General features: G+C 51.7%; 32 protein-coding genes. 31 read left to right on the forward strand and 1 reads right to left on the reverse strand.

The features are described from left to right. Positions 1–236 precede the first annotated feature (236 nt). The 30 genes from WES_RS16415 (at position 237) to WES_RS16275 (ending at position 20,968) form a co-directional block, all read left to right on the forward strand. Positions 237–563 (forward strand): phage holin, lambda family, encoded by a 327-nt coding sequence (locus WES_RS16415; RefSeq protein ID WP_001120496.1) that lies wholly within the window; start codon positions 237–239, stop codon positions 561–563. Positions 564–566: 3 nt separating this feature from the next. After that, positions 567–1,043 (forward strand): glycoside hydrolase family 24 protein, encoded by a 477-nt coding sequence (locus tag WES_RS16410; protein WP_016159277.1) that lies wholly within the window; start codon positions 567–569, stop codon positions 1,041–1,043. After that, a complete protein-coding gene (locus WES_RS16405) occupies positions 1,027–1,419 on the forward strand; it encodes a DUF2570 domain-containing protein (protein ID WP_012599940.1) in 393 nt (130 codons plus the stop codon). The genes WES_RS16410 and WES_RS16405 overlap by 17 nt, the downstream gene beginning before the upstream one ends. Beyond that, the gene (locus WES_RS24465; RefSeq protein ID WP_122986386.1) at positions 1,304–1,576 is read left to right on the forward strand and encodes an Rz1-like lysis system protein LysC; all 273 of its coding nucleotides are present in this window, start codon (positions 1,304–1,306) and stop codon (positions 1,574–1,576) included. The genes WES_RS16405 and WES_RS24465 overlap by 116 nt, the downstream gene beginning before the upstream one ends. A 365-nt stretch (positions 1,577–1,941) precedes the next feature. Beyond that, positions 1,942–2,379: a hypothetical protein gene (locus tag WES_RS16400; RefSeq protein WP_225896238.1), complete on the forward strand. Its 438-nt coding sequence runs from the start codon at positions 1,942–1,944 to the stop codon at positions 2,377–2,379. A gap of 127 nt (positions 2,380–2,506) precedes the next feature. After that, a complete protein-coding gene (locus WES_RS16395; protein WP_001135210.1) occupies positions 2,507–2,857 on the forward strand; it encodes an HNH endonuclease in 351 nt (116 codons plus the stop codon). Positions 2,858–2,982: 125 nt separating this feature from the next. Continuing rightward, the gene (locus tag WES_RS16390) at positions 2,983–3,477 is read left to right on the forward strand and encodes a phage terminase small subunit P27 family (RefSeq protein ID WP_000929184.1); all 495 of its coding nucleotides are present in this window, start codon (positions 2,983–2,985) and stop codon (positions 3,475–3,477) included. Beyond that, positions 3,474–5,207 (forward strand): terminase large subunit, encoded by a 1,734-nt coding sequence (locus WES_RS16385; protein WP_000088159.1) that lies wholly within the window; start codon positions 3,474–3,476, stop codon positions 5,205–5,207. The genes WES_RS16390 and WES_RS16385 overlap by 4 nt, the downstream gene beginning before the upstream one ends. A gap of 11 nt (positions 5,208–5,218) precedes the next feature. Then, positions 5,219–5,401: a protein YmfR gene (gene ymfR, locus WES_RS16380; protein ID WP_000605606.1), complete on the forward strand. Its 183-nt coding sequence runs from the start codon at positions 5,219–5,221 to the stop codon at positions 5,399–5,401. Beyond that, positions 5,401–6,642, forward strand: coding sequence for a phage portal protein (locus WES_RS16375; RefSeq protein WP_001524100.1), 1,242 nt, complete (start codon positions 5,401–5,403; stop codon positions 6,640–6,642). The genes ymfR and WES_RS16375 overlap by 1 nt, the downstream gene beginning before the upstream one ends. Then, the gene (locus WES_RS16370) at positions 6,620–7,270 is read left to right on the forward strand and encodes an HK97 family phage prohead protease (protein WP_001193631.1); all 651 of its coding nucleotides are present in this window, start codon (positions 6,620–6,622) and stop codon (positions 7,268–7,270) included. Before WES_RS16375 ends, WES_RS16370 begins: the two co-directional genes overlap by 23 nt. 14 nt (positions 7,271–7,284) lie before the next feature. Next, complete coding sequence (locus tag WES_RS16365) at positions 7,285–8,490, forward strand: phage major capsid protein (protein WP_001524102.1); 1,206 nt, start codon at positions 7,285–7,287, stop codon at positions 8,488–8,490. Between the two features lie 49 nt (positions 8,491–8,539). Next, on the forward strand, positions 8,540–8,740 hold the full coding sequence (locus WES_RS16360; protein WP_000601365.1) for a hypothetical protein: 201 nt from the start codon (positions 8,540–8,542) through the stop codon (positions 8,738–8,740). A 2-nt stretch (positions 8,741–8,742) separates the two neighbouring features. Continuing rightward, positions 8,743–9,066, forward strand: a complete 324-nt coding sequence (locus WES_RS16355; RefSeq protein WP_000927711.1) for a head-tail connector protein — start codon at positions 8,743–8,745, stop codon at positions 9,064–9,066. Next, a complete protein-coding gene (locus tag WES_RS16350; RefSeq protein WP_001524103.1) occupies positions 9,063–9,473 on the forward strand; it encodes a phage head closure protein in 411 nt (136 codons plus the stop codon). Before WES_RS16355 ends, WES_RS16350 begins: the two co-directional genes overlap by 4 nt. Then, entirely contained in the window at positions 9,448–9,954 is a 507-nt protein-coding gene (locus tag WES_RS16345; protein WP_000224835.1) for a hypothetical protein, read from the forward strand. Before WES_RS16350 ends, WES_RS16345 begins: the two co-directional genes overlap by 26 nt. Next, entirely contained in the window at positions 9,951–10,511 is a 561-nt protein-coding gene (locus WES_RS16340) for a phage tail terminator protein (RefSeq protein WP_001569335.1), read from the forward strand. The genes WES_RS16345 and WES_RS16340 overlap by 4 nt, the downstream gene beginning before the upstream one ends. An 8-nt stretch (positions 10,512–10,519) precedes the next feature. Further along, entirely contained in the window at positions 10,520–10,690 is a 171-nt protein-coding gene (locus WES_RS16335; RefSeq protein ID WP_000497751.1) for a DUF2635 domain-containing protein, read from the forward strand. Further along, on the forward strand, positions 10,674–12,170 hold the full coding sequence (locus WES_RS16330; RefSeq protein ID WP_016159274.1) for a phage tail sheath subtilisin-like domain-containing protein: 1,497 nt from the start codon (positions 10,674–10,676) through the stop codon (positions 12,168–12,170). Before WES_RS16335 ends, WES_RS16330 begins: the two co-directional genes overlap by 17 nt. Beyond that, entirely contained in the window at positions 12,170–12,526 is a 357-nt protein-coding gene (locus WES_RS16325; RefSeq protein WP_000090998.1) for a phage tail tube protein, read from the forward strand. The genes WES_RS16330 and WES_RS16325 overlap by 1 nt, the downstream gene beginning before the upstream one ends. Continuing rightward, positions 12,523–12,846 carry a phage tail assembly protein gene (locus tag WES_RS16320; protein ID WP_000571712.1) on the forward strand — a complete coding sequence of 108 codons (324 nt, stop codon included), beginning with the start codon at positions 12,523–12,525 and terminating at the stop codon, positions 12,844–12,846. Before WES_RS16325 ends, WES_RS16320 begins: the two co-directional genes overlap by 4 nt. An 84-nt stretch (positions 12,847–12,930) precedes the next feature. Beyond that, positions 12,931–14,838 carry a phage tail tape measure protein gene (locus tag WES_RS16315; RefSeq protein ID WP_016159273.1) on the forward strand — a complete coding sequence of 636 codons (1,908 nt, stop codon included), beginning with the start codon at positions 12,931–12,933 and terminating at the stop codon, positions 14,836–14,838. A 24-nt stretch (positions 14,839–14,862) separates the two neighbouring features. Continuing rightward, positions 14,863–16,239: a DNA circularization protein gene (locus WES_RS16310; RefSeq protein WP_016159272.1), complete on the forward strand. Its 1,377-nt coding sequence runs from the start codon at positions 14,863–14,865 to the stop codon at positions 16,237–16,239. Next, the gene (locus WES_RS16305; RefSeq protein WP_000999527.1) at positions 16,236–17,315 is read left to right on the forward strand and encodes a phage baseplate assembly protein; all 1,080 of its coding nucleotides are present in this window, start codon (positions 16,236–16,238) and stop codon (positions 17,313–17,315) included. Before WES_RS16310 ends, WES_RS16305 begins: the two co-directional genes overlap by 4 nt. Next, positions 17,315–17,863, forward strand: coding sequence for a phage baseplate assembly protein V (locus WES_RS16300; protein ID WP_001259067.1), 549 nt, complete (start codon positions 17,315–17,317; stop codon positions 17,861–17,863). The genes WES_RS16305 and WES_RS16300 overlap by 1 nt, the downstream gene beginning before the upstream one ends. Next, positions 17,863–18,288, forward strand: coding sequence for a phage GP46 family protein (locus WES_RS16295; RefSeq protein WP_000424732.1), 426 nt, complete (start codon positions 17,863–17,865; stop codon positions 18,286–18,288). The genes WES_RS16300 and WES_RS16295 overlap by 1 nt, the downstream gene beginning before the upstream one ends. Then, positions 18,275–19,333, forward strand: coding sequence for a baseplate J/gp47 family protein (locus WES_RS16290; protein ID WP_016159271.1), 1,059 nt, complete (start codon positions 18,275–18,277; stop codon positions 19,331–19,333). The genes WES_RS16295 and WES_RS16290 overlap by 14 nt, the downstream gene beginning before the upstream one ends. Then, entirely contained in the window at positions 19,324–19,908 is a 585-nt protein-coding gene (locus WES_RS16285) for a YmfQ family protein (RefSeq protein ID WP_001579923.1), read from the forward strand. Before WES_RS16290 ends, WES_RS16285 begins: the two co-directional genes overlap by 10 nt. A 3-nt stretch (positions 19,909–19,911) precedes the next feature. Next, on the forward strand, positions 19,912–20,562 hold the full coding sequence (locus WES_RS16280; RefSeq protein ID WP_016159270.1) for a gp53-like domain-containing protein: 651 nt from the start codon (positions 19,912–19,914) through the stop codon (positions 20,560–20,562). Next, positions 20,534–20,968: a tail fiber assembly protein gene (locus tag WES_RS16275; RefSeq protein ID WP_001223322.1), complete on the forward strand. Its 435-nt coding sequence runs from the start codon at positions 20,534–20,536 to the stop codon at positions 20,966–20,968. The genes WES_RS16280 and WES_RS16275 overlap by 29 nt, the downstream gene beginning before the upstream one ends. A 772-nt stretch (positions 20,969–21,740) precedes the next feature. Here the strand turns inward: WES_RS16275 and WES_RS0121025 are convergent. Next, positions 21,741–22,790 (reverse strand): acyltransferase family protein, encoded by a 1,050-nt coding sequence (locus WES_RS0121025; RefSeq protein ID WP_016159269.1) that lies wholly within the window; start codon positions 22,788–22,790, stop codon positions 21,741–21,743. Positions 22,791–23,240: 450 nt separating this feature from the next. On the opposite strand from WES_RS0121025, the gene WES_RS16270 reads away from it, so the two are divergent. Then, positions 23,241–24,431, forward strand: coding sequence for an IS4-like element ISSfl9 family transposase (locus WES_RS16270; protein WP_016159268.1), 1,191 nt, complete (start codon positions 23,241–23,243; stop codon positions 24,429–24,431). Positions 24,432–24,497: the final 66 nt, after the last annotated feature.

The raw sequence follows: 24,497 nt of genomic DNA on the forward strand, positions 1-24,497 counted from the left end.
TTACTAACGCGTACGCAAAAACTATCATAATCTGTTAAGAGTGGTTACTTCGCCACACAGCTTAAACCCGCGTCGAGCGGGTTTTGTCGTTTCTGGGGCTGGGGATTCGTTGGTTCTGGCCTATTCCGCAGTTATCCATTGGTTCGGCTTCTTTGACGTTTCCGCTTCTGATTTGCGGTACATGATGTTCCCTCAATTTGCACCTGCTGTATCAGCGAGGTGAGAGATAACTACAAATGCCTCATAACCCAAATACCTGGTTGGAGTTGGTCCAGAGCTGGTGGCGTGGAGACACACCGTTGGGCGCAGTGATTATGTCGATTGTTATGGCTGGCTTGCGCATTGCATATTTTGGCGGTGGTGGGGGCTGGAAACGAAAAACGCTCGAGATTTTGCTCTGTGGTGCTCTGACGCTGACTTTTGCATCCGCTCTTGAGTATGTCGGATGGCCTAAATCTCTTTCTGTTGCCATTGGTGGTGGCGTTGGGTTGATCGGTGTCGATGCTATTCGTGGGGCTGCAATGAGAGTAATCGGTAATAAGTTTGGTGGTTCTAAGGAGTAATTTATGCAGGTGCTAAATCCCCAGCGTAAAGCTTTCCTTGATATGGTGGCTTGGTCAGAAGGAACGGATAACGGACGACAACCGACACGTAATCACGGTTATGATGTTATTGTTGGCGGCGAACTGTTTACTGATTACTCTGATCACCCTCGCAAACTTGTCACGTTAAACCCCAAACTCAAATCAACAGCCGCCGGACGTTATCAGCTTCTTTCACGCTGGTGGGATGCTTACCGTAAACAGCTTGGTTTGAAAGACTTCTCCCCCAAAAGCCAGGACGCAGTGGCATTGCAGCAGATTAAAGAGCGTGGCGCTTTACCGATGATTGATCGCGGTGATATCCGTCAGGCTATCGATCGTTGCAGCAATATCTGGGCGTCGTTACCTGGTGCAGGTTACGGTCAGTATGAACATAAAATCGGTGACCTGATTTCCCGGTTTAAAGAGGCTGGTGGGGTGGTAAATGAAGTTGAGCTATAAGCTGGTTATCGCTGCATTCTTCTTTACTGTCATCGGTTCTTTCATCTGGTCTGCCAACCACTACTACAGCAAATATCAGCACGAAAAGAAACGTGCTGATGAGGCTGTACAAAATGTTGAATCTGCAACAGCCATTACCCGTAACGTCCTGCAATCACTGCAAATCGTCAATACAGTTATAGAGGTTAACCAGCATGCAAAACAGCAGATCGCACTGGAGTCACAGAGAACCCAGGAAGATATCAAAGTGGCTGTTGCGGATGATGATTGTGCTTCACGTCCTGTGCCTGCTGCCGCTGCTGACCGGTTGCGGAAATTCGCGAACGGTTTACGTGAGCGCTCCGGTGGCACCACTGCCAGCCAGCCTGACTTCTGATACTCCTGTACCGTTTATACCCAATCCGCTGACGTATGGTACCAGTCTGGAGTTGAATGTTGCTCTATTGTCAGCCTTGGGACAATGTAATTTTGATAAAACTGGAATCAGAAAGATTGAATCACGGCGCGCTATTTTGCATTCGAAAGACAAATAGCTCGAGTTATATTTTTCATTATCAGTGCGAATGCGCCTAATAAAGCTGTGTATTATGATAATTTTATAAAACTTATGGGCTTAAATTCAGACGCCAGCGTTTTTATAGTGTAATGTAGCAGCTTACATAAAATATGCATCGTGATTAACTATTAGTCCAACCTTTTGGACCAATATGAAAGTGGAAGTTTGTACAAATCGTTTGTAGATGATTAAACATGTGTCTAGTAGAGCTAGTCATGAACAGGTTTATTACGTATCATTTTGTTTAGATTATCGAGAGTACAACTAGTAGAGCAGCTAATCTTTAGATAGTGCCAGTGATGTTCACTTACGATAAACTAACCTTTTCATTCAGTGGAGGTTATGATGTGGCATACATTACTTAACTGGCCTTGGGGAACTGTGTGGTCAGCTGTATCGGCTTTAGGTTCAATTGTAACTGTTACATTAGGTTTTTGGGCAATGAATGTTTGGCGGCGACAGGAGGCTCTGAAGGCCAAAATGGCTCTGAAAATGGCAGTGGCTGATTATTCAAATGCATTATCACAGCTACCTTTATCTCTTAGTCGTAATGTTCGTATTGAAAAAAGGGCCGAGCTACGAGAGTTAAGCCATAAATTAAATGCTATTAATAATGCTTTTTTGATATGCGAACATATGTTGGAAAAATACCCACGTGTAAACAGCGGTTGTCGTTCTTTATCTGTTGCCCACAAAGAATATATTAGAATGAGAGATAATAGTATTCAGGCGAAATATATTTGTCATAATATTCTTTCAGAACAGTTTGTATTCAAATGAAAATGAACGATTGGTATTTACTTGCCGTTTATTCATTGGATTGAAAAGTCTATTTAGCAAACCGTGTTAAAGCGGTTTCTGATTGCAGTTATGGTTAGATATTTAACGAAAACTACAGGGATAATAGATGCCTCCACGAACCCCAAAAGCCTGCCGCGTTCGCGGCTGCCGCCATACCACGACTGACCCATCAGGCTACTGCGAAAGCCACAAAAGCGAAGGCTGGAAGCAATACAAGTCTGGCCAGTCCCGTCATCAGCGCGGTTATGGTTCGAAGTGGGACGTTATCCGCGCGCGTGTGCTGAAGCGTGACAAAGGCCTGTGCCAGTTGTGCCTGCGTGCCGGTGTGGTGCGCGAGGCGAAAACCGTTGACCACATCATCCCTAAAGCGCATGGCGGCACCGATGCAGACAGTAACCTACAGAGTCTGTGCTGGCCGTGTCATAAGGCGAAGACGGCCCGTGAACGGATTAAGTAAGAACCAGTTCCCACTGCCAGAGGGGAGGGGCGGGTCAAATCCCTGTGACCTGACGTCTTCCGGACTGCCCGCCCCATCGTTTTTTTATACCCGCGAAAAATGAAATTTAACCAGGAGTGCCGCATATGGCTGGAACGGCGGGGCGTTCCGGGCGTCGCCCCAAGCCAACGGCGCGCAAGGCGCTGGCCGGAAACCCCGGCAAGCGAGCCCTGAACAAAGATGAACCCGTTTTTACGCCCATCAAAGGTGTTGAGCCACCGGAGTGGTTCGCTGAAGAAGAGCTCCCTCTCGCCACGATCATGTGGCAACTGACAACCAAAGAACTCTGCGGTCAGGGCCTGCTGTGCGTGACTGACCTCGCAGTGCTTGAGCGGTGGTGCGTAGCCTATGAGTTCTGGCGACGTGCTGTGAAAAATATTGCCAGACAGGGCAACACCATCACCGGTGCAATGGGCGGCATGGTCAAAAATCCGGAGCTGACCGCCAAAAAAGAACAGGAGTCCGAGATGAGCAGTACGGGGGCAATGCTCGGACTCGACCCCAGCAGCCGCCAGCGTCTGATTGGCCTGGCGGGGCAGAAGAAAGCCACTAACCCGTTTCTGAAAATTATCGAATCATGAGCCGGAAATCTTACCCCAACGTAAATGCTGCCAATCAGTATGCCCGGGATGTCGTGCGCGGAAAGATTGTGGCCTGCCAGTTTGTGATTCAGGCCTGCCAGCGCCATCTTGATGACCTGATGGCGGAAAAAAGTAAGTCGTTTCGTTACCGCTTCGACAAGGACCTGGCTGAACGGGCCGCCAAATTTATTCAGCTGTTGCCGCACACCAAGGGTGAGTGGGCATTCAAGAGGATGCCCATCACGCTGGAGCCGTGGCAGCTCTTTGTGATCTGCTGTGCGTTTGGCTGGGTCAATAAAGGCACCCGGCTGCGCCGCTTCCGGGAGGTGTATACCGAAATCCCCCGTAAGAACGGCAAATCAGCAATCTCTGCCGGTGTCGCCCTGTATTGTTTTGCCTGTGATAACGAGTTCGGCGCGGAAGTGTATTCCGGTGCCACGACGGAGAAACAGGCATGGGAAGTCTTTCGTCCGGCAAGACTGATGTGTAAACGCACACCCATGCTGACGGAAGCGTTCGGGATTGAGGTTAACGCCTCAAACATGAATCGTCCGGAGGATGGCGCGCGGTTTGAACCGCTGATCGGTAACCCCGGTGATGGTTCATCACCCCACTGTGCGGTGGTGGATGAATATCACGAGCACGCCACCGATGCGCTTTACACCACGATGCTTACCGGGATGGGGGCGCGACGTCAGCCACTGATGTGGGCCATTACTACTGCCGGGTACAACATTGAGGGGCCGTGCTACGACAAGCGACGGGAAGTTATCGAGATGCTCAACGGGTCGGTACCCAACGATGAACTGTTCGGGATCATCTATACCGTTGACGAAGGCGATGACTGGACCGACCCGCAGGTGCTGGAAAAAGCTAACCCGAATATTGGCGTGTCGGTTTATCGCGAATTTTTGTTAAGTCAGCAGCAGCGTGCGAAAAATAACGCCCGTCTGGCAAACGTCTTTAAAACAAAACACCTCAATATCTGGGTGTCGGCGCGTTCGGCGTATTTCAACCTGGTGAGCTGGCAGAGCTGCGAGGATAAATCACTGACCCTTGAGCAGTTCGAGGGGCAGCCGTGCATTCTGGCCTTTGACCTGGCGCGTAAGCTGGATATGAACAGCATGGCGCGACTTTATACCCGCGAGATTGACGGTAAAACGCATTACTACAGTGTGGCCCCGCGTTTCTGGGTACCGTATGACACGGTGTACAGCGTCGAGAAAAATGAAGATCGACGGACAGCCGAACGCTTTCAGAAATGGGTGGAAATGGGCGTTCTGACCGTTACCGATGGTGCGGAGGTGGATTATCGCTACATCCTCGAGGAGGCCAAAGCGGCGAACAAAATCAGCCCGGTCAGTGAGTCACCCATCGACCCCTTCGGGGCGACCGGGTTGTCACATGACCTTGCTGATGAAGACCTGAACCCCATCACTATCATTCAGAACTACACCAACATGTCCGACCCGATGAAAGAGCTGGAAGCGGCAATTGAATCGGGGCGCTTTCATCATGATGGCAATCCCATCATGACCTGGTGTATCGGCAACGTGGTCGGCAAAACCATTCCGGGTAACGATGATGTGGTGAAGCCCGTCAAAGAGCAGGCGGAAAACAAAATCGATGGTGCAGTTGCGCTGATTATGGCGGTTGGCAGAGCCATGCTGTACGAGAAAGAAGACACGCTGTCTGACCACATTGAGTCCTATGGGATCCGCTCGCTTTAACTGAGGTAATTATGATCATGCTGATTCTCGCGCCTCTGGTGGGCGTGCTGGGGGCGCTTTTGCTGGCGTATGGTGCCTGGCTGATTTATCCCCCGGCGGGGTTTGTTGTTGCCGGGGCGTTGTGTCTGTTCTGGTCGTGGCTGGTGGCGCGATATCTCGACCGTACACAGTCGTCTGTCGGCGGAGGTAAATAGTGTTCTTTTCGGGATTATTTCAACGAAAAAGTGACGCACCGGTGACCACGCCAGCAGAGCTGGCGGATGCTATCGGGTTGTCCTACGACACCTATACCGGAAAGCAGATCAGCAGCCAGCGGGCCATGCGACTGACGGCGGTTTTTTCCTGTGTCAGGGTGCTGGCGGAGTCGGTCGGGATGTTGCCCTGCAACCTGTATCACCTGAACGGCAGTCTGAAGCAGAGAGCCGCTGGCGAACGTCTGCATAAGCTGATCTCCACGCATCCCAATGGCTATATGACGCCGCAGGAGTTCTGGGAGCTGGTGGTCACCTGTCTGTGCCTGCGGGGAAACTTTTACGCCTACAAAGTGAAAGCATTTGGCGAAGTGGCTGAACTGCTGCCCGTCGATCCCGGCTGTGTGGTACCGAAGCTTAACAGTAGCTGGGAGCCGGTCTATCAGGTCACATTCCCGGATGGCTCCACGGATGTACTGAGCCAGGAGGATATCTGGCATGTGCGCACGCTGACGCTGGACGGACTGGTGGGGCTGAATCCCATCGCCTATGCCCGCGAGGCAATATCGCTGGCGGCAGCGACCGAAGAGCACGGGGCCAGACTGTTCAGCAATGGCGCGGTGACGTCGGGTGTGTTGCGTACAGAGCAGACGCTGTCAGATCAGGCTTATGAGCGCCTGAAGAAAGATTTTGAGGAGCGTCACACCGGGCTTGGCAATGCTCACCGCCCGATGATCCTTGAGATGGGGCTGGACTGGAAGTCGATGGCGCTGAACGCCGAGGACAGCCAGTTCCTGGAAACCCGCAAGTTTCAGCTTGAAGAAATCTGTCGTCTGTTCCGGGTACCGTTGCACATGGTGCAGAACACCGATCGCGCCACCTTCAACAATATCGAAGAACTGGGGCTCGGATTTATCAACTATTCACTGGTGCCGTATCTGACCCGCATCGAACAGCGGATCAACACCGGACTGGTACGAAAAAGTAAGCAGGGCGTTTATTACGCCAAATTTAACGCCGGGGCGTTACTGCGCGGGGATATGAAGTCCCGTTTTGAAGCCTACGCCACCGGGATTAACTGGGGAATTTACTCTCCCAATGACTGCCGCGACCTGGAAGATATGAATCCGCGTCCCGGTGGTGATGTCTATCTCACACCGATGAACATGACCACGAAACCCTCCGATGGCAGTAAAGCCGGTAAGCAGAAGGATAACGCCAATGCAGACGAAACAACGTCTTGATGTACCGCTGAGTCTGAAATCTGTCAGTGACTCCGGTGAGTTTGAAGGGTATGGCTCCGTCTTTGGTGTAAAGGACAGCCACGATGATGTGGTGATGTCCGGGGCATTTGCTGCTTCCCTGCGGGCGTGGAGTGACAGAAAAGCGTTACCTGCGCTGCTCTGGCAGCACCGCATGGATGAACCCATCGGTGTTTACACCGAAATGAAGGAAGACGATGTCGGGCTTTACGTCAGGGGACGGTTGCTTATTGATGATGATCCCCTCGCAAAACGCGCACATGCACACATGAAGGCCGGTTCGTTAACCGGCCTTTCTATTGGGTACGTCCTGAAAGACTGGGAATACGACCGGAGCAAAGAAGCCTTTCTGCTGAAAGAAATCGACCTCTGGGAAGTCAGCCTGGTGACGTTCCCGTCTAACGACGAGGCGCGGATCAGCGACGTCAAGAACGCACTGGCCCGCGGGGAAATCCCCGAACAGAAAAAAATCGAAAGAGTCCTGCGTGATGTCGGACTCTCCCGTACCCAGGCCAAAGCATTCATGGCCGGGGGCTATGGCGCACTGTCCCTGCGCGACGCTGAGGATGTGGGCTCTGCACTGAATGCACTGAAAAATCTGAACTTCTAATCAGGAGAAATACGATGGCGGTTGATATTAAAGATGTGGAACAGGTCGCGCAGGAGCTGCAGCAGAAGTTTGACGACTTCAAAGCAAAGAACGACAAGCGCGTGGATGCGATTGAGCAGGAAAAAGGCAAACTTGCCGGGCAGGTGGAAACCCTGAACGGGAAACTCAGCGAGCTGGAAAACCTCAAAAGCGATCTTGAAAAAGAGCTGCTTGAGCTGAAACGTCCGGCAGGTGGTGCGCAAAATAAACTGGCCACCGAGCATAAAGAGGCGTTTGTGTGCTTCCTGCGTAAAGGCCGTGAAGACGGTCTGCGCGATCTGGAGCGTAAGGCATTGCAGGTGGGCACCGATGAAGACGGTGGCTATGCCGTGCCGGAAGCGCTGGATCGCAACATTCTCAACCTGCTTAAAGATGAAGTGGTGATGCGTCAGGAAGCCACGGTGATCACCGTTGGCGGTTCCGACTACAAAAAACTGGTGAATCTGGGCGGTACGGCTTCCGGATGGGTGGGGGAAACGGATACGCGATCCCAGACTGCCACCTCCAGACTGGAGCTGATTGAACCTCTCATGGGGGAAATCTACGGTAACCCGCAGGCCACCCAGAAAATGCTGGACGATGCCTTTTTCAACGTGGAGGCCTGGATCAACAGCGAGCTGGCAACCGAATTTGCCGAACAGGAAGAAATTGCCTTTACCTCAGGCGATGGCACCAAGAAGCCGAAAGGGTTCCTGGCGTATGAATCCACTGATGAAACCGATAAGGTCCGGGCGTTCGGCAAACTTCAGCATATTGTATCCGGCGACGCGACTGCGGTGACCGCAGACGCCATTATCAAACTGATTTACACGCTGCGTAAGGCACACCGCACCGGCGCGAAGTTCATGATGAACAACAACAGCCTGTTTGCCATCCGTCTGCTGAAAGACACCGAGGGTAACTATCTGTGGCGTCCGGGGCTGGAACTGGGGCAGCCGTCCTCTCTGGCGGGTTACGGTATCGCTGAAAACGAACAGATGCCGGATATCGCCGCTGATGCGAAAGCCATTGCATTTGGTAACTTCAAACGGGGTTACACCATCGTTGACCGTATCGGCACCCGCATTCTGCGTGACCCGTACACCAATAAACCGTTTGTCGGTTTTTATACCACCAAGCGCACCGGCGGGATGCTGGTCGATTCGCAGGCCATCAAACTGCTGAAGATTGCAGCGGCGTAATCACTCAGGGGCGCGGAACCGCGCCCCCTGTTCTGACGGGTGAAGAATCATGATCCTGAAACAAGATCTGAAATGGTCACCGGACGGTATGCGTGTTGAGGTCATTCGGGCCGGTGAGTATGACGACGGGGCGCTTCCTGCCCGGGTGCAGGAGATTGCACTTCAGGCCGGGTTAGCAGAGCGCGGAACCAGTGCAAAAAGCAGTAAAGCGACAAAAGAGAAAAAAGCCACGACCAGTAAAGAGGGCTGAGTATGCTTCTGACAATGGAAGAGATTAAAGCCCAACTCCGGCTGGATGAGGATTTCGATGCTGATGACCGCCATCTGCAACTGCTGGCCTGTGCGGCGCAAAAGCGGACGGAAACGTATCTGAACCGGAAGCTCTATGCACCGGATGAAACCATTCCGGACAGCGACCCGGACGGACTGCACCTGCCGGATGATATTCGTCTGGGGATGCTGATGCTTATCAGCCATTTTTACGAAAACCGCTCGTCGGTTACGGAAGTGGAGAAACTCGACATGCCGCAGAGTTTTGGCTGGCTTGTCGGCCCGTACAGGTACTTTCCGCAATGAAAATTCGTCAGGCGCAGACCAGCGCAACCTACATTCTGCCGGACCCGGGTGAACTGAATAAACGCGTCCTGATCCGCCTGCGGGTGGATATGCCCGCGGATAACTTTGGCGTGGAGCCTCAATACCCGGTTACGTTCCGGACATGGGCGAAGGTTATCCAGACCAGTGCCACCACCTGGCAGGAAACCGCGCAGACCGGGGACGCCATCACCCATTACATCACCATTCGTTACCGCCGGAGGATCACCGCTGATTATGAGGTGGTCTGCGGTGACAGTGTGTACCGGGTGAAACGTCAGCGCGATCTGAACGGGGCGCGGCGCTTTCTGCTGCTGGAGTGTACGGAGCTGGGCGAATGTAGGCAGAGTCACGGAGGCAGCAATGGCGACTCCCTTTTTTCACGTTGATGTTCAGCAGCCCGCCGAGATGCGCTTTAACCGCGCCCGTGTCCGGCGGGCGTTTGTCACGATTGGGCAGCGTCATATGCGTGATGCCCGTCGGCTGGTGATGCGCCGTGCGCGGTCGGCACCGGGTGAAAACCCCGGTTATCAGACCGGACGCCTGGCTCGTTCGATTGGTTATATGGTGCCGAGAGCCAGTAAAAAGCGAGCCGGTTTTATGACACGCATTGCCCCTAACCAGCGCAACGGGAAGGGGAACCGGATGATCTCTGGTGACTTCTATCCGGCGTTTCTGTTTTTTGGTGTCCGGGGAGGAGCAAAACGTCGTCGTAGTCATCATCGTGGTGCATCCGGTGGCAGCGGCTGGCGACTGGCTCCACGTAATAACTTCATGGTGGAAACTCTTGAAAAGAACCGCAGCTGGACACGCTATTTTCTGGCGCGGGAATTGCGTAAATCACTGAAGCCGGAGCGACGACACAGATGAAACTGACGCCTGTTATTGCTGCGCTGCGTGCCCGCTGCCCGTATTTTGAAAACCGGGTGGCAGGCGCGGCACAGTTCAAAAATCTGCCGGAGGTCGGAAAGCTGAGACTCCCGGCGGCGTATGTGGTACCGGGTGATGACTCTCCGGGAGAAAACAAAAGCCAGACCGACTACTGGCAGGAGCTGAAAGAGGGCTTCTCCGTGGTTGTCATACTGAGTAACGGGCGTGATGAGCGCGGTCAGTTTGCCTCGTATGATGTGGTGGACGATGTCCGGCAGATGCTCTTTAAGGCCCTGCTGGGCTGGAACCCGGAAGCGTGCGGTAACCCGATTACCTATGACGGCGGCACGCTGCTGGATCTGAATCGTCATGAGCTGATTTATCAGTTCGATTTTTCGGTCATCAGCGAGCTGACTGAAGACGATACCCGCCAGCAGGATGATCTGAACAGTCTGGATGAACTGCAAACGCTGGCGATTGATGTCGATTATCTCGATCCCGGTAACGGGCCTGACGGCGATATCGAACATCACACCGAAATAACCCTTCCTTCCTGAGGATCCTCATGTTTGTCAAACCTGTTAAAGGGCGGTCAGTGCCTGACCCTGCCCGCGGCGACCTTTTGCCCGCCGAAGGGCGAAATGTTGACGAGAACAACTACTGGCTGCGCCGTGAAGCAGCGGGTGATATCCGGCGCGTGAATAAAAAGGTGAACACCGATGACGATAAGCTTTAACACCATTCCGTCGAATACGCTGGTTCCGCTGTTTTATGCGGAAATGGATAACCAGGCGGCGAATACTGCACAGGACAGCGGAGCATCGCTGCTGATTGGTCATGCCAATAACGGTGCAGAGATTGTTGCCAACAGTCTGGTGCTGATGCCGTCGGCAGACTATGCACGCCAGATTTGTGGTGCGGGAAGTCAGCTGGCGCGTATGGTCGAGGCTTATCGCCAGACTGACCCGTTTGGCGAGCTGTATGTGATTGCCGTTCCGGAAGCCACAGGCGCGGCGGCAACGGTTACGCTGACGGTGACCGGGGAGGCAACCGAAACCGGCACGGTGAATGTGTATGTGGGACGTACCCGCGTGCAGGCACCGGTGACTAACGGCGATAACGTCACGATGATTGCCAGCAGTATCCAGGATGCCATCAATGCCGTTCCGACCCTGCCGTTTACGGCTTCATCTTCGGCAGGCGTGGTCACACTGACCGCGCGTCATAAGGGGCTTTGCGGGAATGAAATTCCTGTCAGCCTCAATTACTACGGCTTTGGTGGGGGCGAAGTGCTGCCTGCGGGCGTACAGATTGCCGTGGCGACGGGGACCGCCGGAACAGGCTCTCCTGTTCTCACTGGCGCGGTGGCTGCAATGGCGGATGAGCCGTTTGATTATATCGGCCTGCCGTTCAACGACACGGCCTCCGTTAACACGCTGGTGACCGAGATGAACGATACCAGCGGTCGCTGGAGCTATGCGCGTCAGCTGTATGGTCATGTGTATACGGCAAAGATCGGCACGCTGTCAGAACTGGTGACCGCAGGTGACCAGTTTAACCAGCAGCACATTACCCTGGCGGGGTACGAAAAAGACACCCAGACGCCTGCCGATGAGCTGGCGGCAAGCCGTACCGCCCGCGCAGCGGTGTTTATTCGCAACGATCCGGCACGTCCCACGCAGACCGGTGAGCTGGTGGGTATGCTGCCTGCGCCGAAGGGGAAACGGTTCACGATGACCGAACAACAGACCCTGCTGTCTCATGGCGTGGCAACGGCGTATGTCGAAAGCGGGGTACTGCGCATTCAGCGTGATGTCACCACGTACAGGAAAAACGCTTACGGGGTTGCGGATAACAGCTACCTCGACAGCGAGACGCTGCATACCAGCGCGTATGTACTGCGCAAACTGAAATCCGTCATTACCAGTAAGTACGGGCGTCACAAGCTTGCCAGTGACGGTACCCGCTTTGGTCCCGGTCAGGCGATTGTCACCCCGGCGGTGATCAAAGGGGAACTGCTGGCAACCTACCGTCAGCTTGAGCGAGCGGGGATCGTGGAAAACTACGAACTGTTTAAGCAGTACCTGGTTTTGGAGCGTGATGCCAGCGATCCGAACCGCCTGAACACGCTGTTCCCGCCTGACTATGTTAACCAGTTGCGTGTCTTTGCCGTGGTTAACCAGTTCCGTCTTCAGTATTCAGAGGAGTCTGCATAATGGCCCGTATCGGGGGAACCTGTTATTTCAAAATTGACGGTCAGCAGCTATCGCTGACCGGCGGCATTGAGGTGCCCATGAACAGGACGGTCAATGATGACATCATCGGCCTGGACGGTTCAGTGGACCGCAAGGAAACTCACCGTGCGCCTTATGTCAAAGGGACCTTCAAGGTGCCGAAGAATTTTCCGGTGAGCAAAATCACCTCGTCTGATGAGATGACCATCACTGCCGAGCTGGCGAACGGTCAGGTCTATGTATTGTCGTCTGCCTGGCTGCACGGCGAAGCGAACCATAATGCCGAAGAAGGCACGGTTGATCTTGAGTTCCACGGTGAAGAAGGGGATTACCAGTGATTGAGCTTGTACTTAAAAAACCGATCATCGCCCACAAAGAAACACTGCATGTGCTGGAAATACGTGAGCCTACGTATGACGAGATTGAGGCGCTGGGGTTCCCTTTCTCTGTTTCGCCTGATGGTGGTATGAAAATGGACAGTCAGGTGGCGCTGAAATATATCCCGCTTCTGGCCGGGATCCCGCGCTCGTCTGCAGCGCAGATGACGAAGCTGGATATTTTCAAGGCAGGCATGATTGTAATGCGTTTTTTTACCGGCTTGGAGACGGAAGAGAGCTCCGGAAGCGATTCTACAATGTCGCGTGGTTCTGGAAATTAAACCCCCTTGAACTTCGCCGGACGGCTATTTCCCACTTTGCTGATCTGGAGGCAGAGGCTGTCCGTATAAATGAGGAGATGAAGCATGGCTGATAATTTTCAGCTGAAAGCCATCATCACCGCTGTTGACAGGCTGTCCGGCCCGCTTAAAGGTATGCAGCGTCAGCTTAAGGGATTTCAGAAAGAAGTCTCCAGCCTTGCTCTGGGCGCTGCCGGGGCGGGTACTGCAATAATGGGGGCACTGGCACTCCCTGTAAAATCAGCCATCACCCTTGAATCGAAGATGGCTGATGTCCGCAAAGTGGTGGACGGTCTGGATACGCCGGATGCGTTTAAGGCCATGACGGAGCAGGTACGCGCTTTGTCTACTGAGCTTCCCATGTCTGCAGACGGGATCGCGGAAATTGTGGCGGCTGGCGGTCAGGCCGGGATTGCACGTGATGAACTGATGCAGTTTGCCACTGATGCGGTGAAGATGGGCGTGGCCTTTGATACCACGGCTGAAGAGTCCGGGCAGATGATGGCCCAGTGGCGTACTGCGTTTAATATGACGCAGGATGAAGTGGCCGGGCTGGCTGACAAAATCAACTACCTTGGTAATACCGGCCCGGCGAACGCGAAGAAAATCTCCGATATTGTTACGCGTATTGGTCCTTTAGGTGGTGTTGCAGGTGTGGCTTCCGGCGAAATCGCGGCAATGGGGGCAACCATTGCCGGGATGGGCGTGGAGTCAGAAATTGCCGCCACAGGGATCAAGAACTTCATGCTTTCCCTGACCGCGGGAAATTCTGCGACAAAATCGCAGAAACAGGCATTGCGTTTTCTGCGGATCAATCCGAAGAAATTAGCTGCTGATATGCAGAAAGATGCCCGGGGCACCATGCTGTCTGTACTGGATGCGATGGCTAAAGTGCCTAAAGAAAAACAGGCAGCTGTGCTGAATGCCCTGTTCGGGAAAGAGTCTCTGGGCGCGATAGCACCTCTGCTGACTAACCTTGATTTGTTGCGTACCAACTTCAGGCGGGTTGCGGATTCCCAGCAGTATGGCAGTTCGATGCAGAAGGAATATGCTTCGAGGGCAGCGACGACGGAAAACCAGCTTTTACTTCTGCAAAATCAACTTGATGCCATTTCTTCCACGCTGGGGGAAACGTTTCTTCCTGAGGTTAATGATGGTCTTGAAGCGGTAAAACCGCTCCTTGAGGAAGTGAGAACGTTTGTCCGTGAAAACCCGGAGCTCGTTAAGACCATTGCTAAAATCGGTCTGGCTTTACTGACAGTGGGGGCCGCTGCAGGCTCTTTGTCCAGAATCATGAAAGTTCTCGGCGGTGTGATGAATATGACGCCTGCTAAGGGGCTGATTGCTCTTCTGGTTGGTGGCGCTTACCTCATTATTGATAATTGGGAAACCGTAGGCCCTGTCATAAAAAAAGTCTGGCACGTGGTGGATGAAACGGCGCAGGTGATGGGGGGATGGGAAACTGTTCTGAAAGCGATTGCCCTGTTTATGGCAACCAAATGGGTTGCTGACGTTACCAAATCCATTACCGCAGTGACCAGAGAGATGCATACGCTGGGGAAGGTATCGGCAGAAACGGGATTGATGGGGAAAGGCCGCGGCTTTATCGGGAAGGCCGGGGTATATGGTTTTTTGGGAACCCTGATGTATGAGCCGGTTAAAGATACTCTGGAAAGTGTTGTTCCTGAAGATACGGTTAACTGGCTGGATAATAAAGGGCTGTTTCTGGCTTCAGACTGGACGCCTTTTTTTGATCGTAAAGAGTACGAGCAGTATCAGGCCAGCCTGAGCCAGTACAAACCCAATGTTCCGCTGTTGAATCCATCTTCTTCCATGACACAGCACAGCGAGCTGAAAGTCACGTTCGAGAATGCTCCGCCAGGTATGAAGATAATTGATGTACCGGGCAAAGCCGATCCCCTGATGAAAATCACGCACGATGTGGGGTATTCCCCTTTTCGTTTTCCACGATAACGCAGTCCTTTTTGAGGTCAGTCTATGGATTTATCCTCATTTCCCACCCGACCTTCATTACTTTCGTCGTCTTCAGGCTGGCGTGACAGACTTCAGGACGCGTCATTTCGCGGCGTGCCGTTTAAGGTTGAAGAAGAAAGTGCGGGAACCGGTCGCCGTGTGGAAACACATGAATACCCGAACCGCGACAAACCCTATACCGAAGACCTGGGGAAAATCACTTTTCGCCCGTCCATCACGGCTTATGTGGTGGGAGATGACTGCTTTGACCAGCGCGATCGCCTGATTGAAGCGCTGAATAAACCCGGTCCCGGCACGCTTGTCCACCCGACATATGGTGAGCTGAAAGTCTGTGTTGACGGGGAAGTTCGGGTCAGCACATCGAAAAGTGAAGGGCGTATTGTCCGCTTTGACCTGAAGTTTGTCGAAGCAGGAGAACTCTCTTACCCCACTTCAGGTGCGGCGACGGCGCAGACGCTGATGTCATCCTGTTCTGCACTGGATGACTGCATCAGTGACAGCTTCAGTGGTTTCAGTATCGATGGCGTGGCAGATTTTGTGCAGAACGACGTCGTCGGTAATGCCAGCACAATGCTGGGGTATGTTTCTGATGCGATGAAAGTGGTGGATTCTGCCGTATCGGATGCCGCCAGGCTGTTGCAGGGGGATATCTCGGTACTTCTGCCGCCGCCATCGTCAGGCAAAAATTTCGTTGAGCAGGTGCAGAAAATGTGGCGTACCGGGAAACGCCTTTATGGTAACGCCAGCGACCTGGTCACCATGATCAAAACGCTTTCCGGTGTCAGCCTCGGCAGCGATCTGCAACCGCGCGGCGTCTGGAAAACGGACAGTAAAACCACCGCCACGGCGACGCAGCAGCGTAACGTGGTTGCCAGCACCCTTCGTACGACCGCAATCAGCGAAGCGGCGTATGCCGTCACCCGATTGCCTGCGCCAATAACTTCCGCGGTGATGCAGAATTCCGCAGTGGGGCAGGCAACAACACCCGCGCAGAGCACTGGCTGGCCTTCCGTCACGCATCCGGCACTGAACAATGCACCGGCGGTGAAAAACACGGTTGACCTGCCGACGTGGGAAGAACTGACTGACATTCGCGACACACTGAATACGGCAATTGATAAGGAGTTGTCCCGTACAACCAGTGATGCGCTGTTTCTGGCGCTGCGCCGGGTGAAAGCAGATCTGAATGCGGATATCAACACGCGCCTTGAACAGTCTGCACGGATCATTCAGCGCACGCCGGATGAGGTTTTACCCGCGCTGGTGCTGGCGGCGACCTGGTTTGATAACGCGGCGCGTGACGCGGACATTATCCGGCGTAATGCCATTACGCATCCCGGCTTTGTGCCGGTGATCCCTCTGAAGGTGCCAGTGCAATGAACGATAACGTCACGCTACGGGTAAATGGCCGGGAGTGGAATGGCTGGACATCGGTGCGCATCGGTGCCGGTGTTGAACGACTGGCGCGGGATTTCAGTGTGGAGATCACCCGCCAGTGGCCGGGAGATGAGGGTATCACCACGCTTCAGCCGCGCATTAAAAACGGTTCAAAAGTGGAGGTGCTGATTGGTGATGAGCTGGTGATCACCGGCTGGGTGGAGGCGACGCCCGTTCGTTACGATGCCCGTTCGGTCAGCACCGGTATTGCCGGACGCAGTCTGACCGCTGACCTGATTGACTGTGCAGCCGAACCGACACAGTTTAACGGACGATCGCTGGTACAGATTGCGCAGGCGCTTGCTGCGCCTTTCGGCATTGAGGTGGTGAACAGCGGTGCGCCGTCGGGTGTTATTCCTGATGTCCAGCCTGATCACGGTGAAACGGTGATTGAGGTAATCAACAAAATACTCGGTCAGCAGCAGGCGCTGGCTTATGACGACCCGCACGGCAGGCTGGTGATTGGCGGTATTGGCTCAACGCGGGCACATACCGCGCTGGTACTTGGGGAAAACATCCTTTCCTGTGATACGGAGAAGAGTATCCGGGAGCGGTTTTCTGTTTACCAGGTGGCGGGGCAGCGTGCCGGAAACGACGATGATTTCGGTGAGGCCACCACCACCGCGCTGCGGGCCCGCACAGAGGACGCATTTATTGCCCGTTACCGTCCGATGTATATCAGGCAGACAGGGCAGGCTACGGGGGCAGGCTGTATTGCGCGTGCTGACTTTGAAGCCCGGCAACGGGCGGCGCGGACGGATGAAACCACCTATGTGGTGCAGGGCTGGCGACAGGGTAACGGTACGCTGTGGCAGCCCAACCAGCGGGTGATTGTCTTTGATCCGGTCTGTGGTTTCGACAATACCGAACTGCTTGTTTCGGAAGTCACGTTTACTCAGGACCAGAACGGCACCCTGACGGAAATCCGTGTCGGCCCGCCTGATGCTTATCTGCCTGAACCCGAAGCCCCCGGCGCGCGGAAAAAGAAAAAAGCAAGAGTACAGGAGGACCCGTTCTGATGAGGACGATTGAAGCCATGCAGCGACAACTCCTCGGCCTGATTGGGCGGGCAGTGGTGAAAAGCATCAGTGCCGCCACGAAATGTCAGACCGTGGATGTGTCCCTGATTGCCGGTGAACCCAAAGCCGGGATTGAACATCTTGAACCCTACGGTTTTACCGCAAGGGCAAACAGCGGTGCGGAAGCGGTGGTGTTGTTTCCGGATGGCGACCGTTCTCATGCGGTGGTTGTTACGGTGTCGGACCGGCGCTACCGCCTGAAAGGGCTGCAGACGGGTGAGGTGGCTGTCTATGACGATCAGGGGCAGTCTGTGACGCTGACCCGGGAGGGGATCGTGGTGGACGGTGCAGGTAAAACGATCACGTTTCGCAATGCGCCTAAGGCACGTTTTGAAATGGACCTGGAAGTGACAGGACAGGTGAAAGACCTGTGCGACTCCGGCGGCACCACCATGTCAGCGATGCGGCTTGCCTATAACGGGCATCGTCACAGAGAGAACGGTCAAGGCAGTAACACCGACAAACCTGATAAAGCGATGGAGGCATGATGGAACTGTGGCTGACGGTGAACGGTAAACGCACCTGCGCCAGCGCACCGCTGGATCCGCTGACCCGCGCCGTGGTGATTTCCCTGTTTACCTGGCGGCGGGCGGAGCCTGATGACAACGCCGACGTCCCGATGGGATGGTGGGGGGATACCTGGCCTGCGGTACAGAATGACCGTTACGGCTCCCGACTGTGGCTGCTTCAGCGCAGCAAACTGACCAATCAGCTGGTGCAGACGGTAAGGGGGTATATCCGCGAATGCCTGCAATGGATGATTGATGACGGCGTGGTGTCCCGTATTGATCTGGATATCCGCCGCACCGGGATTAATGAACTGGGTAACAGTATCACTCTCTGGCGTCGTGACGGACCGGTAATGATTTCTTTTGATGATCTGTGGAGTGCGATAACGCATGGCGGACAGTGAATTTCAGCGCCCGACGCTGGCAGAAAATATCAGTATGCTCCGTAACGATTTATTCGCCAGGCTGGACGTCAGCGACACGCTCCGGCGCATGGATGAAGACGTGCGGGCAAAGGTGTATGCGGCGGCGCTGCATACGGTTTACGGTTACATCGATTATCTGGCAATGAACATGCTGCCTGACCTGTGCGATGAGTCCTGGCTGGCGCGACATGCTGCGATGAAACGGTGTCCGCGCAAGGGGGCCACGGCTGCCAGCGGGTATATGCGCTGGGAAGGTGTCAGTGATGGCCTGAAGGTGACCGCCGGGAGTGTTATTCAGCGCGATGACCTGGTTCAGTACACGGCAACTGCCGATGCAACCAGCTCCGGTGGTGTCCTGCGCGTGCCGATCGCCTGCTCAAGTGCAGGTGCGGTCGGTAACGCTGACGACGGTACGGCATTAATCCTGGTCACGCCGGTGAATGGTCTGCCGTCTTCTGGCGAGGCAGATACCCTGACAGGCGGATTTGATACTGAAGAGCTGGAAACGTGGCGCGCCCGCGTCATTGAGCGGTATTACTGGACGCCTCAGGGCGGGGCTGACGGGGACTATGTCGTCTGGGCTAAAGAAGTGCCCGGCATTACCCGCGCATGGACATACCGACACTGGATGGGAACGGGGACTGTCGGTGTGATGATTGCCGGCAGTGACCTGATTAATCCCATTCCGGAAGAATCAACGGAAACGGCGGCAAGACAACATATCGGGCCACTGGCCCCGGTGGCAGGCTCTGATTTGTATGTATTCAGGCCGGTGGCGCATAAAGTGGATTTTCATATCCGTGTGACGCCGGACACACCGGAAATACGGGCTGCCATCACCGCCGAGTTGCGTTCGTTCCTGCTGCGTGATGGTTATCCGCAGGGAGAACTGAAGGTGTCACGTATCAGTGAAGCGATTTCCGGTGCGAACGGGGAATACAGCCATCAGTTGCTTGCACCGGCGGACAATATCTCCATTGCAAAAAATGAACTGGCGGTACTGGGGACGATTTCATGGACGTGACAAACGATGATTACATCCGTCTGTTGTCGGCACTGTTGCCACCCGGTCCGGCGTGGTCAGCCAGAGATCCGGCGATTGCCGGTGCGGCACCGTCATTAACCCGCGTTCATCAGCGTGCGGATGCCCTGATGCGGGAGCTGGATCCGCGCACCACCACTGAACTGATAAACCGCTGGGAGCGTCTGTGCGGTCTGCCGGATGAATGTATTCCCGCAGGGACACAGACCCTTCGCCAGCGTCAGCAACGACTGGATGCGAAGGTTAACCTGGCGGGCGGCATCAATGAGGATTTTTACCTTGCACAGCTTGCTGCCCTGGGCAGACCAGACGCTACCATCACGCGATACGACAAAAGCACGTTCACCTGCTCATCTGCCTGTACTGACGCGGTGAATGCGCCGGAATGGCGGTATTACTGGCAGGTCAACATGCCAGTCGCCACCAACACCACCTGGATGACATGTGGCGATCCCTGTGATTCCGCGCTGCGCTTCTGGGGGGACACCGTTGTCGAGTGTGTGCTTAACAAACTCTGCCCGTCGCATACCTATGTGATTTTTAAATATCCGGAGTAATCCATGCATCGTATAGACACGAAAACCGCGAAGAAGGATAAGTTCGGCGCGGGTAAGAACGGTTTTACCTGTGGTAACCCCCAGACTGGCACGCCTGCCACCGATCTGGATGATGACTACTTTGACATGTTGCAGGAGGAGCTTTGCAGCGTGGTGGAGGCATCCGGTGCCAGCCTGGAGAAGGGGCGGCACGATCAGTTGCTTACCGCACTTCGCGCGCTGCTGTTAAGCCGCAAGAATCCGTTTGGCGATATCAAATCGGATGGCACGGTGAAAACGGCTCTCGAAAACCTTGGTTTGGGAGAAGCAGCTAAAAGGAATGTAGGTACAGGGGCGAATCAGATACCTGATATGAGCCTGTTCGCGTCAATTAATACCGTAACGGCTGCTGCGCAAAAATTTCCGTCTGGATTAATTTTACAGTGCGGTCAGTTGAATGGTGCCCCGAATGTATCTTCAACATACGGGATGAGGTTCCCGATGACGTTCTCAAGAGTAATTGCTGTCGTAGTTACATTGAACGTTACTGGCGCAGCTGGGCAGCCGACTGTATCGGCGACAAGTGTCCAGAACACTGGATTTAATATTACTGTGTCGCCCGGTTCAGGATACGGTTCATCTGCTGATGCGTATTACATTGCAATGGGATATTAACAAAATGTCATATTTTTATTCTGCATCGACAAACGGATTTTATTCGACTGAATTTCACGGCACCAATATTCCTGATGATGCAGTGGAAATCTCGGAATCAGAGTGGAAAACACTGATTAATGCACAGAGTGTAACAAAAATGATTACCTGTGGTGAGAACGGTCATCCTGTCATTGTTGACCGTCCTTCTCCAACACCAGAACAATTAGCCTTAATAAATGATGAAAAGAAATCTGCACTGATAGCAGAGGCAACGAATGTAATAGCTCCGCTTCAGGATGCGGTTGATTTAGGTATGGCAACAGATGATGAAACGAAACTGTTACTGGCATGGAAAAAATATCGGGTGCTGCTTATGCGTGTTAATGTAGTAAAACCCGAGTGGCCTATGCATCCAAATAAATAGACTTGTTAATCTAGGATAATTGTTGGAATAATACTCATTTTTCAGTAGGTTCAGGTAGCCTGGGTATAATGCTCACTTCTACAATGATTTCAACTTATTTTATTTAATTGATATTACGAAACTTAACTCATACATAAACAATATGACTCAATACTGTCCTAAATAGCTGCGCAGAAAAGTGCTCCACTTTCGCTCAGCCCTTGCTGGGCGAAGCATCAGGAAGGCGTTCTCAGCTAGGTTGTGTTATATCTGGCTTGAGTTTTGTTGCCCATACGCAACACATTACCCATCTGTAAACGACAAGTGTGGCAGAATTAGGTGCAGCTATTTAGACTATATCGACGCAGTAACGATAATAGATATCGAAACTGTACTAGATATTAGCTACTTATGGTTACCGGGGGGAGTCTTTTGAGCACTGGTGTTATCAATCGGCTTCAAATAATTCACCAATAAATTATATTGCGATAGCTCATCACCTTCCAGGTTGTTTATAGCCAGTTTATCAGCGTCACCACCTACTGTTTATGCTTTTATTTCTTTGATTAATAAGTATATGATATTTTAATTCATCTGGTGTATTTCTTTCTCATGTGTTGGTCGACTGAATATCTGTTCAGTGAAGGGGTAATTTTATGTTTGCACTTCGAACATTCCCTTCAGTTGCTAGGAAAGAAAACCGTAACATTTGCGCATTAATTTTAACAGTATAATCTGAGCATAAATATGCGCTATATATCTATAAAAAGGCGCAATTAATTGCGCCTTTTTATCATTTTATCAAAAATGGCCCACCGACTGTCCTCGATAGCCAATGGCCAATTTTATCTGATACATATACACAAATACAGGTATATATGATTGCGCAGATAGGATTTGGAATAGTCACGCTGAAGCCTATAATTGCTAAAGCCATAGGGATAAATAATTTGGTGATATACTCCATTCCACATATGTTAAGAGTATTTCTTCCAGCTCTTACAATAAAGTCATTTCCACAAATTATTTTTGCTATGAAAATATTAAAGATTATCAAGCCTACCGTGGTGATAATAGTATTAATAGCTTGAATATAACTACTTGATATTATGTCTGCATTGAATATTGAGATAATCTTAAAAAGTAAAGGTTTCTGGTTAAGTAGTTGATACGCACTCATTATAGCGGTAATTGAGAAGACAATGAAACCAATTTTAGATTTTCCAAAAAACCTGTCACGTGTTAATTCTAAAAACATACATCTACCGAGAGGCAATAACCACCAGTATGCCATAGCGGAGTCTATGTTCCAAAACCATTGAGGATCTAGTAATGGGTTATGATTGAGCACTGTTTGTGACAACATGAACGATAACAGTGATATGATTAAAATCACTATATTGTTCTTGACTATTTCTCTAAAGATTGCATCAATTGCTATTATAACAAAAAGGCAGTTTATAAACCATATTGTTCCTACGAATTGGTTATTTCTAACACCATATATTATATCATAAATGTGGTTGTATATATAATCAATCGTCTCACCTGAGTTAATTGTGTTTATTATTAATATAGAAAATGCAAAAGTGAAATATGGAATCATTAATCTGTAAAACTTTGACTTGATATAATCGAAAATAGATAAGTCATTTTTTTTGATAGTAAAAAAACCAGCAGCGAAAAAGAATAGTGGGACGTGATAACTAAAAACAAAAGGATACAATTTGCCAGCCCCCAACCCAAGGTGACCTAAATATATAGCAAAAATACCGAGAAATTTTAAAGCATCAACCCAATCATGCCTTATTTTTCTGTTGCTGTCGATTTTGTTATTATACATTTAAAGTAGGCTCTCCAGTTTTGTGTGATTTTTAAACACTCATTGCAAATATGAATGCCTGAAAGTTTATGATTATTAATCAACGAGTTCAATATTAATTTATTATTTTTCAAAGTCGCACTATATAGGCATTTACTTCCGCAGTACCACCGATAGTATCGATATCAAATCAGCCTGCGGCCGCGATAACTTTCGTAACATTCTGCCAGCGGCTTTGTTGAATAAATCAGGTTCAAGATAATCGTCTCTGCATCAGGTTAGAGTTTCAGGCAATACATCCTCTTTCTGGCATACCTGCCACTCTCGCACCATGGTCATAGCCTTTACGATCTGCATACTCACCAGACCAGAGCCCGCTCCCTTTTAGGCTGAGGAATCCCCAGAAAAGAAGACAGGCATAGAGTTTTGTGATCTACTGATTGCGCTAACAAATTCAATGAGATCACCTCTATGCCTGCCCGTAAAGTATGCCAGACTTTTTTCCGTAATGCTTTAGCTTCCACGCATCAGTATCGACAAAATGCCATTATTGATTCTGCTGCTGCTTTAGTCGGTGGCGCATCTCTTTCTCTTACCAGCATTGGCCGGCATTTACCCGGTCCTGCTCGCGTGAAAGATAAAATAAAACGCGTTGACCGTCTGTTGGGTAATAAACGACTTCATAATGATATCCCTCTGATATTCAAAAATATTACATCCATGATGACAAATAAACTGTCGTGGTGTGTTATCGCTGTTGACTGGAGCGGTTACCCTTTTCAGGAATATCATGTCCTTCGTGCCAGCCTCCTCTGCGACGGTCGCTCTATCCCCCTGATGAGTCAGGTCTTCCCGTCAAAAAAAAATAACGAGGCGGTGGAAATCGCTTTTCTGGATGCGCTTTCCGGGGCCATTTCTCCCCGGACTCGTGTTGTTATTGTTACTGATGCTGGTTTTCAAAGTGCATGGTTCCGTCATATCAAATCACAGGGATGGGATTTTATTGGTCGTATCAGGGGGGTAGTGAAGTTCAGGCTGGATAGTGACAAAGATAAGTGGCTGGACATAAAAATGTGCAGGGGGAGTTCAGAGGCAAAATACCTGGGGACGGGAACCCTGGCCCGGAAAAAACGCTCGCAGTGTGAAGGACATTTTTATCTTTATAAACATTCACCTAAAGGCAGAAAAAGCAGGCGTGCCAGAGGGAGGCCGGGCTTACCAACAACGGAAAAAGAACAAAAAGCCGCAGGCAGAGAACCATGGTTAATATTCAGCAATACAGCTGAGTTTAATGCCAAAAAAATCATGAAACTGTACAGTCGAAGAATGCAGATAGAGCAAAACTTTCGGGATGAAAAAAGTGAACGCTTTGGTTTTGGCCTTCGGGCGAGCAGAAGTCGGAGGGGAGAGCGTTTTCTGGTATTAAGTCTACTGGTTACACTGGCCAGTATCGTACTCTGGCTACTTGGTTATCATTTTGAAAATAAAGGATTTCATTTAAAGTATCAGGCTAATAGTCTCAAAAAACGAAGAGTATTGTCTTTTCTGACGCTGGCTGAAAACGTCCTGAGATTTAACCCTGAACTTCTACGACGAGCACAACCTGAAAAGATATTGTGCCGGTTGGCCAGCACTTACCGAAGTATGGTGCTGGCTTACTGATGAAAATTTTCTGGGGATCCCTCAGCCTTTCGGGGAGGAATGAGGGCTCTGATATTCTTTTGCCGT

It is taken from the genome of Escherichia sp. KTE31 (assembly GCF_000407925.1).
GTDB lineage: Bacteria > Pseudomonadota > Gammaproteobacteria > Enterobacterales > Enterobacteriaceae > Escherichia > Escherichia ruysiae.